At 55.3% G+C, this 14,558-nt stretch carries 11 protein-coding genes; 9 read left to right on the forward strand and 2 right to left on the reverse strand.

Going from position 1 to position 14,558, the window contains the following annotated elements; all coding sequences use genetic code 11:
* The first annotated feature begins 7 nt into the window (after positions 1 to 7).
* From QQL54_RS12060 to QQL54_RS12070, 3 genes are all read left to right on the forward strand, one after another.
* On the forward strand, positions 8 to 184 hold the full coding sequence (locus QQL54_RS12060; RefSeq protein ID WP_284391015.1) for a DUF4177 domain-containing protein: 177 nt from the start codon (positions 8 to 10) through the stop codon (positions 182 to 184).
* A gap of 90 nt (positions 185 to 274) precedes the next feature.
* The gene (locus QQL54_RS12065) at positions 275 to 1,207 is read left to right on the forward strand and encodes an ABC transporter ATP-binding protein (RefSeq protein ID WP_284391017.1); all 933 of its coding nucleotides are present in this window, start codon (positions 275 to 277) and stop codon (positions 1,205 to 1,207) included.
* Positions 1,204 to 1,929: an ABC transporter permease gene (locus tag QQL54_RS12070; protein WP_284391019.1), complete on the forward strand. Its 726-nt coding sequence runs from the start codon at positions 1,204 to 1,206 to the stop codon at positions 1,927 to 1,929. Before QQL54_RS12065 ends, QQL54_RS12070 begins: the two co-directional genes overlap by 4 nt.
* Here the strand turns inward: QQL54_RS12070 and QQL54_RS12075 are convergent.
* Entirely contained in the window at positions 1,926 to 3,071 is a 1,146-nt protein-coding gene (locus tag QQL54_RS12075; RefSeq protein ID WP_348520758.1) for a glycosyltransferase family 4 protein, read from the reverse strand. The two genes, QQL54_RS12070 and QQL54_RS12075, sit on opposite strands and share 4 nt — an antisense overlap.
* A gap of 638 nt (positions 3,072 to 3,709) precedes the next feature.
* Here QQL54_RS12075 and QQL54_RS12080 point away from each other — a divergent pair.
* From QQL54_RS12080 to QQL54_RS12105, 6 genes are all read left to right on the forward strand, one after another.
* Entirely contained in the window at positions 3,710 to 5,683 is a 1,974-nt protein-coding gene (locus tag QQL54_RS12080; RefSeq protein WP_284391024.1) for a ribonucleoside-diphosphate reductase subunit alpha, read from the forward strand.
* Between the two features lie 329 nt (positions 5,684 to 6,012).
* Entirely contained in the window at positions 6,013 to 6,756 is a 744-nt protein-coding gene (locus tag QQL54_RS12085; protein ID WP_284391026.1) for a hypothetical protein, read from the forward strand.
* A gap of 99 nt (positions 6,757 to 6,855) precedes the next feature.
* Positions 6,856 to 8,406: a glucose-6-phosphate isomerase gene (gene pgi / locus QQL54_RS12090; protein ID WP_284391028.1), complete on the forward strand. Its 1,551-nt coding sequence runs from the start codon at positions 6,856 to 6,858 to the stop codon at positions 8,404 to 8,406.
* Between the two features lie 111 nt (positions 8,407 to 8,517).
* The gene (locus QQL54_RS12095) at positions 8,518 to 8,895 is read left to right on the forward strand and encodes a response regulator (protein WP_284391030.1); all 378 of its coding nucleotides are present in this window, start codon (positions 8,518 to 8,520) and stop codon (positions 8,893 to 8,895) included.
* A gap of 40 nt (positions 8,896 to 8,935) precedes the next feature.
* Positions 8,936 to 10,429, forward strand: coding sequence for a histidine--tRNA ligase (gene hisS, locus QQL54_RS12100; RefSeq protein WP_284391033.1), 1,494 nt, complete (start codon positions 8,936 to 8,938; stop codon positions 10,427 to 10,429).
* Between the two features lie 305 nt (positions 10,430 to 10,734).
* A complete protein-coding gene (locus tag QQL54_RS12105; protein ID WP_284391035.1) occupies positions 10,735 to 11,418 on the forward strand; it encodes an MBL fold metallo-hydrolase in 684 nt (227 codons plus the stop codon).
* On the opposite strand, the gene QQL54_RS12110 is transcribed toward QQL54_RS12105, so the two are convergent.
* The gene (locus tag QQL54_RS12110; protein ID WP_284391037.1) at positions 11,415 to 14,519 is read right to left on the reverse strand and encodes an intermembrane phospholipid transport protein YdbH family protein; all 3,105 of its coding nucleotides are present in this window, start codon (positions 14,517 to 14,519) and stop codon (positions 11,415 to 11,417) included. The genes QQL54_RS12105 and QQL54_RS12110 overlap by 4 nt on opposite strands.
* Between the last annotated feature and the right edge of the window lie 39 nt (positions 14,520 to 14,558).

Raw genomic sequence — 14,558 nt, forward strand, 5'->3', positions numbered from 1 at the left:
AACGGTCATGCGATACGAATATAAAGTCATCACACTCAAAGGCAGCGTCTGGGGCGGGAAGCCTGAAAAGAAGGACCAGCAATTTCAATCTGAGCTTAATCAGCTGGGTATGCTGGGCTGGCAACTGGTTGGCGTCACGCCCATCGCCCAAAATGTGCAGGCCTTCCTTAAGCGGGAGAAATAGGTCGTCAGAATGCCCTGATTGGGGCCATGTCTCGCCATGATGGGTGCGCCAAGACTGGATGCAATGTTGATGGAGCGAGATAGAATGGATTTGGCGATTAGAACGGACGGACTGCGGCGGGCCTTCGGCTCTGTGCAGGCCGTGAATGGAATCGACCTGCATGTGCCGACAGGCAGTGTGTTCGGCTTTCTCGGTCCGAACGGATCCGGCAAGACAACAACGATACGATTATTGCTGGGTTTGATTCGCGCTGATGCGGGGTCAGTCTGGATCAATGGGGCCGATATCTGCACGCAACGCTCGGTGGCTTTGGCCAAAGTCGGCGCCATCGTGGAGAATCCGGCGCTTTATCCAAACTTGACGGGCCGAGAAGTTTTACGAATTTCGACCGTGCTGCTCAAACTCGACACGTCCGAAATCGCCCGCGTGTTAGAGATTGTCGATCTACGCCAGGCCGCAGATCGGCGCGTGCGGGGATATTCGCTCGGCATGCGCCAGCGCTTGGCTTTAGCACGGGCCCTGATGGGGCATCCGAAACTACTTATGCTGGACGAGCCAACCAACGGACTCGATCCGGCGGGCATCGCGGATATGCGGCGTCTCATCAAGACACTGCCAGAGCAATCCGGCACGACGGTTTTTGTTTCCAGTCATCAATTGTCGGAAATGGAACAGATGACGGACCATGTCGCCCTGATCAAATCTGGGCGTCTTCTCTTCCAAGGGCGGCTCGACAGTTTGATGGCGCAGACTCAGGCGGCACTAGTGATCGATACGTCTGACATAGAGGTGGCGCTCGCGACGGCCACATCTATGAAGCTGGACGCGAAGGCTGGGCCTAACGGTATCGTGGTCACCTCACCCATCGATGTGAAAGCGCGCGCGCGCTTGATCACAGCCTTGGTTGAGGTCGGATGTTCCGTCAGCCAAGCGCGCCTTGTCGAACCCAGCTTGGAACAGCTCTTCCTGACCCTGACGGCGGATGCTCAAATGCCGACAGACCGCATGGAGACGATGTCATGATCGCCTTATTGCAGGCTGAATGCCTCAAACTGCGGCGCTCCCTCATCGTTTTGCTGATCCTATCGATCCCGACCATGGTCTTCCTGCTCGGTGTAGCTGCCATCGCGACCGGAAATAGTACCGACCAATGGAACAATATGGCGATGAGCGGCGCGGCCATTTGGAGTTTCTTCTTGTTGCCAATGTCGGCGACAGCGTTGACCGCCTTGATTGCGCAGCTTGAACATGGCTCGCGCGCTTGGTCCTACACGCTGGCATTGCCGTATCCTAAATGGGCCGTGTTCACCGCGAAGGCCGTCATCATTGTACTCGTCATGGCCGTGATCAGTGCGCTCATTGGGGTCGCAACGATTATGAGTGGAATCGTTGCTGGCTGGATCGCGCCAGAGACGGCGATGCAGGGCGATCTGCCCTTGGCGCTCATGGGCGGTATATTGTTCAAGATGTGGCTGACCGGTTTGTTGGTTGTCGCCATTCAGTTTGCGGTCGCGATGCGGTTTGAAAGTTTCGCTGTCCCAGTCGTGGTCGGCATTGCGGGCACTTTCGTGGCGGTTGTCGCGACCAGCGCTCAGGCGGGCCTGTATTTCCCGTGGCTGATGGCGACGAATATTCTGAACTCCGACCCTGAACGGGCGCAGCAGGCACTTCTCATGGGGAGTCTCGGCGGCGTGCTACTATTCGCACTAACCATCGCTTGGCTCTCACGCCGAGATTGGCACTAACGCACACTCTTTCCGCGTAGAATTCGCCAGAGCCTCCGGGTTTCGCGGCGAATAACATGCAGCGGGCTGCTGGCGATCTTGCCGAGACGGCGGACCCGGCGCCAGCGTCTGCGGGCATTGGGTTCATAGACAGGAGTCAGATGGTCGAAGAAAATATCGGTGGCCGCGTCCCAGCTATACCGTTCCGCATGGCTGCGCGTGTCTTCCCGGGACAGGTCCAACGCGTCCAGACACGCTGTCTTCAAATCCTCTGCGACAATCCCGGCTTTTGAGTCCGGGATGATGTCGATGGGACCGCTGACCGGATAAGCGGCGACCGGTGTGCCTGTGGCCATGGCTTCTATAATGACCAAACCAAATGTATCCGTCTTTGACGGAAAGACGAATACATCCGCGTCGGCGAAATGCCTCGCGAGATCGACGCCGAACTTCGCGCCCGTAAAGATGATGTCAGGATAGCGTTTTTTAAGCGCGTCCATTTGTGGACCGTCACCGACCACGACCTTGGAGCCCGGCAGATCGAGCTCAAGAAAAGCTTCGATATTCTTCTCAACGGCCACCCGCCCGACATTAACGAAAATGGGGCGGGGCAGATCCGCATAAACGTCATCCGGCGCATGGCGTTTATCGGGATGGAATAAGTCGGTGTCCACGCCGCGCGCCCACACGCCGAGCCCGGTAAAGCCGCGTGTGCTTAGAAACTCCGCCATGCTCGGCGTCGTGACCATGGTTCGGCCGCCCGAATTATGAAAATCGCGCACGAATTTATAGGTCAGTGCCATTGGAATGAAGGGTACGCGCGCTTTGATATATTCCGGAAATTTGGTGTGATAGCTGGTTGTAAACGGCATGCCCCAGCGCAGGCAAAGCGACCGTGCCGCCAATCCCAACGGGCCTTCGGTTGCGATATGAACCGCTTCGGGGCCAAACCGGACAATACGTTGTTCCACATCATGTTTGGCAAAGGGGGCCAGGCGAATGTCTGGATAGGTCGGCAGCGGCATCGTCCAATAACCATCGCTCGGCGCAATGACCTCGACCTTGTGTCCCCGAGCGCGGAGTAATTCCACAGTCGTATCAAGTGTGCGGACAACGCCGTTCATCTGCGGATGCCAAGCATCCGTTACGAGCAGGATTTTCACAGCGCCCTCTCCGTTCATCCACTCTTGGCAAGATCAAAGAGACCCTTGCAGAGCAGCCCTATACGGTCGTCCTACCGCTTCCAATGCCCGACCGACCGGAATAGACAAGTATGCAATTTATAGTCTTTTACTGCGTGAACGATTCGCCCGTTGAGTATTTCGACGCTTCTTCTGCAAAGAATGAGGCATTTTCTTAAAGCGGAATAACTTCGTTTCGCCCCAATCGGCTCTCTTACATATGGGTTACTGATTGCAGCGGTGTTCAATGCGTGTGCCTGTGTAAGAATCGTTGCGCAGGCGGGATGGTTATACAGCCCCATCCACAATCATAGACAAGGCGCATGGTTTCGTTTCGAAATCGATTCTTTGAAACACTTCAAAGACTTAGCCGAAGGCGGTCTTTGACCTGCGCGACAATCGCGTGACGTCGGCACGAAATATTTGTCGCGAAACCAAGGCCTTAACGAGTTGTTAAGCCTGTCTCCCCCATTGGAACCACACAAGGTGTTGACGTATTAGCGGTGAGCGACACTATATGTAGTTAGAAGCTCCCTGCTTCGTCTTCACAACTTCAACGAAGGCGAGCCCGACTTTACCGCCGGGCCGCAGGGACGTTTCGGTCTGCAAAGACCCAAATTATGGGGGAAGAGAGCACCGTGAATATGAGTGAAGCTGAGTTTGGAAAAGAATTGGATGTGGCCGAATTGGAGCATGCTGAAGAGGCTGCCAGTCAGCTGATCGCGCGCGCCATTGCGCCTAAAGGCGGCGATTCACGTAAACGCCAGAAGCCGAAGGCTGCTGATCAAAAGAAGCGCGCTCGAGCGCCCAAGCAAGATCGGTCGCGCGACGCGCTGTTGACCGATTTTGGCAAAAAGACACTCGTTGACCGCTATCTTCTGCCCGAGGAGAGCTATCAGGACATGTTTGCCCGCGTCGCCGCTGTCTATGCCGACGACGATGCGCATGCGCAGCGCCTGTACGATTACATGTCCCAGCTCTGGTTCATGCCAGCCACGCCAGTTCTCTCCAATGGGGGTGCGGGTCGCGGTCTGCCCATCAGTTGTTTCCTCAACTCCGTTGATGATAGTCTCGAATCGATTGTCAGCACATGGAATGAAAATGTCTGGCTCGCTTCGAATGGCGGCGGCATCGGTACCTATTGGGGTGGTGTGCGCTCTATCGGTGAGAAAATTGGTCGTGCCGGCAAGACGTCGGGCATTATTCCCTTTATCCGCGTGATGGACAGTCTGACTCTGGCGATTTCCCAAGGCTCGCTGCGCCGGGGGTCCGCGGCTGTCTATCTTGATATTCACCACCCAGAGATCGAAGAGTTTCTGGAAATCCGCAAACCATCTGGCGACTTCAACCGCAAATCACTGAACCTGCATCACGGCCTGAATATCACGGACGAGTTCATGGAAGCGGTGCGGGCCGGCGAGGAATTCGGCTTGATTTCTCCGGCTTCCGGCGAGGTGATCAAGACCGTCGATGCGCGGGCCTTGTGGCAGAAAATTATCGAAATGCGCCTGCAAACGGGCGAGCCCTATCTGATCTTCTCAGACACGGTGAACGACAAATTACCGGACTATCAGCGCGACGCTGGCCTGAAGGTACAGCAGTCCAACCTTTGTGCCGAAATCATGCTGGCCACGGGTAAGGATCAGTTTGACCGGGAACGCACGGCTGTGTGCTGCCTCTCGTCGATCAATGCCGAAACATATGACGAGTGGAAGAATGTCGATGGCTTCATCGAAGACATTATGCGCTTCCTCGACAATGTGTTGCAGGACTTTATCGACCGCGCGCCAGACGGCATGTCTGACGCCGTCTATTCCGCCATGCGCGAACGCTCTGTCGGTCTCGGTCTGATGGGCTTTCATAGTCTGTTGCAAAAGAAAGGCGTGGCCTTTGAAAGTGCCATGGCCAAGTCGCTGAATATGCGCTTGTTCAACCATATTCGTAGCCAAGCTGATGCGGCGTCCCAGACGCTTGCAGAAGAACGGGGAGCTTGCCCTGATGCAGCCGATGCGGGCCGTATGGAGCGGTTCTCGCACAAGATGGCGGTTGCGCCGACGGCGTCGATCTCGATCATCTGTGGCGGCACGTCAGCGGGCATTGAGCCTATTCCAGGCAACATCTACACGCATAAGACACTGTCTGGCAGCTTTACCGTTCGCAACAAGTTCCTCGAAGAGGTGCTGGAAGCGAAAGGGAAGAATACGGATGGGATCTGGGCAACAATCCTAGAGAATGAAGGCTCTGTCGATCATCTTGATTGTTTGGACGACCATGAGAAAGACGTCTTTAAGACAGCCTTTGAAATCGACCAGCGCTGGGTGATCGAACATGCTGCGGATCGTGCGCCATTGATCTGTCAGGCACAGTCGCTCAACATCTTCCTGCCCGGCAATATCGACAAATGGGATCTCCATATGCTGCATTGGCAAGCCTGGGAGAAGGGCGTGAAGTCGCTTTATTATTGCCGTTCCAAATCGGTACAGCGGGCGGGTTTTGCGGGTCAAACCGAGGATAAGAGTGCAAAATCGGAGATTGAAGTGGCGATGGAAGCGGCTGCTCCGACCGATTATGAGGAATGTATCGCTTGCCAATAGTGATATTGTGCACGTAGAGCGTGTATATATTTATCGAAATAAGGGCTCGGAGCATCGCTTCGGGCCCTTTTTCATCGCTTACATTGCGCCATGTTAAGAGAACCGTGACCTTGTTGCCACATTTTCGTGCCAAAGTGATCCTAAGGGCCTTTCGGCACAACACTTGCTATTGAAGTGTTAGGCAAAATACCGCCAAAGTGGTTTCACGTTCGGGAACTGTTCAGGCTCGAAGGGGTAAAAGACGCGTCGGCTGATCAGAAATGATCAATCGGCAAACAGGAAAAGGATCTCCGATGTTGGCAATGTCCAAACATCGCAGAGTCAAAAAGATGGCTCGTCAGACCGCACACCGCGCGGCGACGTTGACATTTGGCCTTCTGACAGGCCTCCTGCTAGCGGTCCCTGCTCACGCTCAAGATCCGAAACCGAATATCGATCTTCAATCGATCCAGCTTCCCTCGACCCCGCCAGCCTCTAACGGATTGTCCTATAATTTACCGACAGGGCCATCACGCGCCATTGATAGTTTCGACAATCTATTCGTGCCAAGCTTGGATCTTCCGGTTGATGCGGTTGGCTCCACTCTATTCAAGCTCGATCTTTCAAATCCAAACTGTCTAAGCGGTTCAGCAAGCTGTGCGCGACGATCAGGCAGTGTTGATGTGGGGATTTCCAAATTCATTGCGGCCAAGCAGGATAACGGCATTGACCTTGTCCTACGTCCACGGGCGAGCTTCCGCTTCGATGATGATAGTAGCTCGGCTTTAGTCGGTGCCGTCGTTGAGATTGGTGAAGATTTGCGTCGCGGCTCCGAAATGGGGGCGAACACTTGGTACCTCTTTGCTGGCGCAGACGCCGAAGCGCTGACCTATTCACCTGATGGTGTCCGCCAACTCTCTTCGGGGCAATTCCATCTGCAAGACCGCATCATCGTTGGTGATGCTCAAGCTGGCCTTGGTTACCGGATCGGCGATGCGGATGTTTCGCTGTCCTATCTACGCCGCGAAGCCAATGCAGAGGGCTTTAGCTACAATGAAGACGCCGCGGCTCTGTCCTTCACCTGGAAACGTTAAGCGCAGCGACACTGTCGCGCTGACAGTCAGCAAACGACACAATATCGAATCCGTGTGACCGCTTGAACATCCATGCGCGGTTGCGCATAGGCTCGCGCCATGACCTTAGATGATCTCAAGTCCCGCGCAGTCTCCACGCCGTCTATCGCGTCCTTATTTGATGACGAACCAGACCGGCTTGATCGGATGTGCCACAGAGTCGGACCTCTACGGGCGGATTTTTCCAAACAGCATGTGAGCGCGGACGATCTTGAGGCTTTGATTGCCATGGCGGACACGCTGGATGTGCCGGGTTGGCAACAGCGTCTATTCGCGGGCGACCCGATCAATCAGTCCGAAAAGCGAGCGGTTCTTCATACGGCCTTGCGCGGTGTGGGCGGTAAGGCTGTGGCTGATGACGTCGCTGCTATGCGCGCGCGCATGGGACGTTTCGCGACAGACATTCGGTCTTCAAACAGGTTTGATGATATTGTTCATATTGGCATTGGTGGATCTGACCTTGGGCCGCGTCTGGTCGCTGATGCCTTTGCGGCCACTCTGACGGCGTCACCGCGTCTGCATTTTGCCAATAATGTCGACGGCGCATCCGTCAATGATGCCATCCGGGGATTAGACCCGAAACGCACATTGGTGATCGTGGTGTCTAAATCCTTTGGGACGCAAGAAACTAAGATGAACGCCGAGTCGGTTCGGGATTGGCTGACGGCAGCAGGATGCTCTGCGGCCGATCATGTTTTAGCAGTGTCGGCCAACCGTGACCGGGCAATCGATTTCGGGATCGATCCGGATAATATTTTCGATTTTTGGGACTGGGTCGGTGGACGCTATTCCATCTGGAGCGCAGTTGGTCTGTCCTTGGCTATTGCTTACGGGCCGGATGCCTTTGGCGAGATGTTGGATGGTGCGGGCGCGATGGATCGACATTTCCGCGATACGCCAATGGCGGAAAACATCCCCGTTTTGATGGCGTTAATTGGGGTCTGGAACCGCAACGCACATGGTTATGATAGTTTGGCGGTGATCCCTTATGCGCGGCGTCTGCGGAAGCTAGCGGCGTTTCTACAGCAGTTGGAAATGGAGAGTAATGGCAAAGGCGCAACGCGCGACGGGGGACAGGCGGGACTTACCTGTCCTGTTATCTGGGGCGATGAAGGCACGAATGGTCAGCACGCATTCTTCCAATGGCTGCATCAGGGCACAAGTCATGGTGGTAATGGCGGTGCGCCTGTGGATTTTGTGGCTGTACTCAAAGATCACGAAGATCGTCCCGATCACCACCTTGCGCTCTTAGCCAATTGTTTCGCGCAATCCGAAGCACTCATGCTCGGCAAGGGTGAGGCTGTTGTCCGGCAGGAAAATGCGGACCGCGAAGACATTGACAGTCTGGCTCCGCAAAAAACCTTTCCGGGCAATCGTCCGTCAACGACCCTCACACTAGATGCGCTGACCCCATCGGCTATTGGTCACTTGATCGCGCTCTATGAACACAAGACGTTCGTGCAGGGCGTAATCTGGGGGCTGAATAGTTTTGACCAATGGGGTGTTGAGCTTGGCAAAGTTCTAGCGGAGACGATTTTGTCAGAGTTGGAGAGCGGTGAGGCTGGTCAACATGATCCATCAACAATCGCCCTCATTCGCATGGCGCGATAACCCATGTTATTGGTTGCTCGATTGAAGTAGTTTAAGCGGCCACAACATATTAAAGCTCAATCGGATCTGGACGGAACCCGAGTTGAGTCATGGTTCGCGAAGGGGCCCAATTTGACCACCGTCTTCACCGGCGATGTTCTGATTGTCGAAGACAATTTTATCATCGCCATGGACGTCGAAGAGCTTGTAACTGAGCTTGGAGCGACCATAGTCCATATTGCTAGCTCGTGCGACCAAGCTCTCAGCGCGATCAAGTCAGCCGAAATTACGGCAGCAATCCTCGATTTCAATCTCGATAATGATACATCTGTATCCGTTGCTGACGCGTTGCAGGAACGCGGTATCCCGTTTGTTTTTGCCACGGGTTATAGTGATCTCTCGATCCTTCCAGAGCGTTATCAGAGCCAGCCTCTGCTAAAAAAGCCTTACACGCGTGAGGATATCGCCATAGCATTTGGCCCAGTTAGTGACAGCCCATCCGATAGCTAGGCTTGCCGCTCCTCGCGCCGCCCGCTAGGGGCGCGGCGCTATGGCCCAGAAATCGAAAAAGCAGAATAAACCTTTCCGCCCAAAGGCACGCCGACCGCGTGGATTTGAGGATCGCCCGGCAGATGTCATGCGCGCGGAAGCTGCGCTCGTCGCAAGTGCGTTCGCGGTCTATGATTCTTTTGGTTTCGAGCCACTTCAAACGCCTGCTTTCGAATATGCCGATGCACTCGGAAAATTTCTACCGGACGAAGATCGCCCCAATGTCGGGGTTTTCGCTTTGCAGGATGATGATGAGCAGTGGTTATCACTGCGCTATGATCTGACCGCCCCGCTCGCACGCTATGTGGCAGAAAATTACGATGGTATTCCGAAACCATTTCGGCGCTATCAGGCTGGCTCTGTTTTTCGGAATGAGAAGCCTGGCCCGGGTCGCTTCAGAGAATTCACCCAGTGCGACGCTGATACGGTCGGCGCGGGTGGTGCTGTTGCCGATGCAGAAATGATCATGGTCGCGGCTGAGGTCGCGCGGGCGGCTGGCCTAGGGGATGATCAATATGCTGTGCGCGTGAACAACCGCAAACTCCTTGACGGTATTCTTGAAGCCTCGGGTGTTGCTAATACAGAAGAGGGCGCGATGCAGCGCTTACAAGTTCTGCGCGCGATCGATAAGTTGGACCGGCTGGGCGAAGATGGCGTCGAAGCTTTATTGGGTGAAGGCCGCGAAGATGAGTCCGGCGACTATACCAAGGGGGCAAAGCTGAACCCGGCTGGGATCCGCGCTGTTCTCGGTTTCACCACAGCGTCAGACCCCGACCGCGAAGTCACTTTGGCAACTCTGTCCGGATTGGTCGGCATCTCTGATCGCGGCAAGGCGGGCGTTGATGAGTTGGCGGAGATCGACCGATTGTTGACAGCGACTGGTTTCGGTCCGGAGCGCGTGAGTTTCGACACATCGGTTGTTCGCGGTCTTGGCTATTATACCGGTCCCGTTTTTGAGCTGGAGTTACTCGCTGAAATTACCGACCGTAAGGGCCGCCCAGTCCGGATCGGCTCGATTGGCGGTGGCGGTCGTTATGATGATCTGGTCTCGCGTTTTCGTGGCCAAGCGGTTCCGGCAACGGGCTTTTCCTTTGGCGTGTCGCGGTTCGTGACCGCATTGGAGCGCATGGATGCGCTGGTTGCTGCCGCGCAACCACCTGTTCTAATCACTGTTTTCGACCGTGCTTTGCTGCCCAACTATTTCCAACTTGCCTCTGAGCTTCGGGCGGCCGGCATCCGGGCAGAAGTCTTCACCGGATCGGGCAATGTAACCAAGCAGCTGAAATATGCGGATCGCCGCGGCGTGACCTTAGCGGTTCTGATTGGGTCGGATGAGGCGGCAGCCGGCGAGGTGACAATCAAGGATCTTGTCCTTGGCGCGGAAATGGCGAAAGCGATTGAGACAAATGAAGAGTGGAAGTCGGCACGACCCGCCCAACAAACGGTCAGCCGTGATCAAGCTGTCGCCACGATCCGAGATATGATGTCAGAATAAGTGTGAGCCACCCGAAAAGGGGGGCAGCTTGCGCGTTCGTCAGGGGAGGGAATGGCGCAAGCCGCCCAGTTAAGGGATGATCTTGCTTAACCCCTCAATCGTGACCTCAGCATGACGATTGGCTGACATGTTTGTGAGAGAATGCACCTCGCGCAAAAAAAAGGCCCGAACGCGAACGTTCGAGCCAAGTTGAAAAGAGAGAGACCGCGAACGGCCTAATGACGGAGTAGGATGTTCGCTCTGAACACTCCCTGAATGTCCATTTTGTCATGCACGGCGTTGACGTAGCTCTCATTGCCCCCGACATGGGCGCCATGCTTGAACTTAAGATCATTCCCGTCACCCCGTTCCAACAAAATTGTTCTCTGCTCTACGATACGGAGACGATGAAGGGGGTTCTGATCGATCCGGGCGGTGAAGTGGACCGCTTGCGCGCTAAGCTACAGGAATTCGGCGTCACCCTAACTGAAATCTGGCTGACGCATGGCCATCTCGATCATGCGGGCGGGGCGGATCAGCTACGCGAGGAAACGGGTGTCCCGGTCATCGGTCCGCATAAGGACGACCAGTTCTGGATGGATGAGATTGGAGATCACTGGGCACGTTATGGCCATCCTGGTATGGGCCGCGCCGTGGTCCCGGACCGCTATCTGGATGAGGGCGATCAGTTAAAACTCGGCGATATCACCTTCGATGTCTCGCATACGCCCGGTCACACGCCGGGCCATGTGGTGATCCACAATCAAGACATGAAGATCGCCTTTGTCGGGGATGTCCTATTTGAGGGCTCAATCGGGAGAACGGATTTCCCCAAAGGTAATCACGCGCAGCTGATCGACAGTATCAAGACCAAACTTTTCCCACTGGGCGATGAGATGCGGTTCGTGCCAGGTCACGGGAATATGAGCACATTCGGACAAGAACGGCGGCACAATCCATTTGTCGGGGAAGGCGCGACATCTGGGCCGAACACAAGTGGACCTGGCTAAGGCTGACTGTCGGTCTGCTGCTGGCTGACGACCGATGCGACGATCCGCTCTTGTAGGCCATTCGGATTGAGACTTCTCGCGATATTGAACAACTCGCCCTCGACCGTGATAGCGAACTGAAACGGAACACCGTACAGCACTTCAGGGTTGGAGCCGGTAAACAGAACGCCCATTTCTATGTCGCCATCCAGCGGTCCGTCAATTTCGAGAAATAGAGCCTCGTAATTGAAATCTTCGAGCGCTTTAATAGCTTGTTGTGCATACTCATTCGGTAGGGCGTCGACTCCACCCTGGCTCTTGAAGCGGATGGTGCCCCCATTGCGGACTTCAAGCCGCCCATCATCCACACGTACATCGATACCACGCACGAGGACCGGAATTGTGCCGACCAATGTGCCTGTTGCGGATAGTCGGCCATCGCCAATGTCTTTCAGGAACTCACCAATTTCGACCTCGGCAACCCTGAGAACAACGCGGTTTTCCACGGCACTATAAACCCAAGTGAATGGATCGAACGAAACCTGACCCTCACCAAAGGGGAAAACCGCTTCGGAAATTTCAACACCGTCAGCCACCAAGGCATAAACGAGTTCACCATTCTCCAACGGAAAGCCCGGATCGAAACTGCGAATGCGCAAACGCTGGTCGGGGGCTGTGACAATCGGAAAGAGTGAGGTGAGTTCAATTTGTCCCGACAGGCCCGTGATCGGACCAGGTGCGGTGCCGAGCGACATGTCAAAAATTTCAATGGAGCCCGTGCCGGATGGCGGCGTCTCACCGCCAAATAAGATATGGAGTTTGGCATCAACGATGCCATCGACCCGTGCAATCTTACCGCGCAGGGCTGGCGCCATCTCTTGCGGTTGTAAGCCACCAGGTTTGAAACGAAGGCGGTCGATCGTGACGTCGGCTTCACCCTGACCGTCGATCATTCGGTAGACGATATTAACCGGTGTATCTGGCACACGGGGCAGAAATGTTAGCGCCTGTCCGGAAAAGATGCCCGCGTCGACGGTCAAGTCACCAGATACTGGCAGAACCGGAAGCGGTATCGCATCCTCCGTCTGCGAGATCATGCGCACCCGTCCGCCACTATAGTTCATTGTATAGCGCTCAATCGTGCCTGCTGCATCCACAGCCATGCCGCGCACGACATAGCCGGGCGTGATCAGTGTTGATGCAGGTGCAGTCATGGAGAAGGATAGCGGGGCATCAGCTGACAGACCGACCGTCAATTCACCCTCTGGTAAAGTGAGATCTGTGCCGATGACAGGGAAGGTTTCCGATTTGACGCTGACGTCGGAAAATCCGACGTCCCAATTTTGGGCTATGTTTTGGACCCGACCCGCGATCTTGGCGCTGCCAACCTGTAGAAAGAGCGTGGCGACATCTAACGAGTCAGTTGCGGGTCTGACGGCGGAGAAACTTGCATCGCTGAGATTGGTCTGGATCGTAGTGATAGCCGATGCGGTGCGCGCGTAAACCGGCGAGCGTGGGGCGATAGATCCGGAGAAATTTTCAACACGCCAGTCAGACGTTGTTTCCAGCTTTGAGAACGTCAGCTTGCGGTCAGGTTTGTAGTCAAGTTGGGTCCGACCCGCATTAAGTCGCATGTTCAGGACACCCCCTGCGGTCAAACTTTCAACATAACCCCCGGGAATGTCACCGTTATAATCGACGGCCCAGCGGAGCATCAGGCGAGAAGGGCTGTCCAATGGAGCGTCATACTCAAAACCGACTGATAAAGGAGCGACCCGCGCGGGCCGTCCCGCTCGGGTCGTGGCACGCCATGGCGCGTGTGTTTTAAACTGTCCCGTTGCGCTCGCTATCCCGTCAATAGTCAATCCATCGTTTGACCGAATGCGGACATTCAGAGGGTTGAGCGAAAGAGGGAGGGGGCGAGAGAGATCGATCTGAGTGTTGAGCGAAAACTCGCCTGAATTATCCTGATAGCGGTAGAAAGCCATGTCTGCGACAGGCGAGAGAATAGCGGTTGTCTTTTTCGTCTTCACGGTCATTGGCCCGCGCAGAGACAGCTGTCTTTGTTGTTTGTTGAGCAAAAGTGATACGGATGCGTCCAACTCAGCGCCGATGAGTAAATCTGCGACCGGACCCACCAGACTGGGCGCGAAATTTTTTGCGACAGGCGTATCTGACAACAGGTCAGCTAAGCTGAGTGTCCGCGAGAGAGATTTGCGTCGGTCTGCATTTGTCACGGTTAAGTCCGTGATCTGTGCATCAATGTCCGCGGTGGCAGACCCATCGACCCATCGTCCGTCAATCGTTACCTTCTTTAGCTCGCCAGCCAGACCCGCAGATGCGTCGAACGCGCCGCCTTGCAATCGGGCGCGACCCGAGAGCGAGCTATCATCTGGATTGAAAATTGCTGTGGTAGACAAAACTGTGTCGCGCACATTACCGGATGGATGATTGAGCGTCAGTCGTGTCTCTGGGGCCTCTACAGACACGGGTTTGCCCTGCCGCTCAATCGAAACAGGTCCGGCCGCAGTCACACTCACGCCGTCGCGGGTTAGCGTGGTTTCTGCTAACCTGCCGTCGAAGGTGAAGGCCTCAAGGCTCTTAATGGTGGCGTCTCCCGAAACGGGAACGTTGCCGAAGGGCGTTTTCAACAGGATTGTGCCGCGTTCGACCTCAATCCCATCAGGGGGTAACGCAACGCCACCGCTACCTGTCGAGGGCGGACGCCAGCCATCAACAATTTGCCCAGTCTCATCGACCGTGATCGTCGCATCTAATCCCGTGAAGACGAGGCGTTCTACGGCCCCGTTCAGAAGCTCTCGCCATTGGTATGAGGCTTGCAAGCGATCAATAGTAAGAAACGGGTCGTCCTCATAGGACAGGCGGATGTTGCGAATATCTGCTGATCTACCGTTTGCGGATCTGATTTTCAGGTCCGCGTCAATGCCGAGGGAGCCGAGATAGGTGATCGCTTGACGTTCGACCAACTCATATCGATTGGACCAGGCCCAGGCGGCGGCCAGCGCAATAATCAGCAGCGCCGTCGCAACCAGCCAGGCCAGAATACGGAGCGCGCGCTGAAGGGGTTTGCGCTTCTTGTTTGCATGGATGGCCGCGCTCATGCCAGAACACTTACGCGGGCTAATCTGAACCCACCATAA

Source organism: Algimonas ampicilliniresistens, assembly GCF_030159955.1.
Taxonomy (GTDB): domain Bacteria; phylum Pseudomonadota; class Alphaproteobacteria; order Caulobacterales; family Maricaulaceae; genus Litorimonas; species Litorimonas ampicilliniresistens.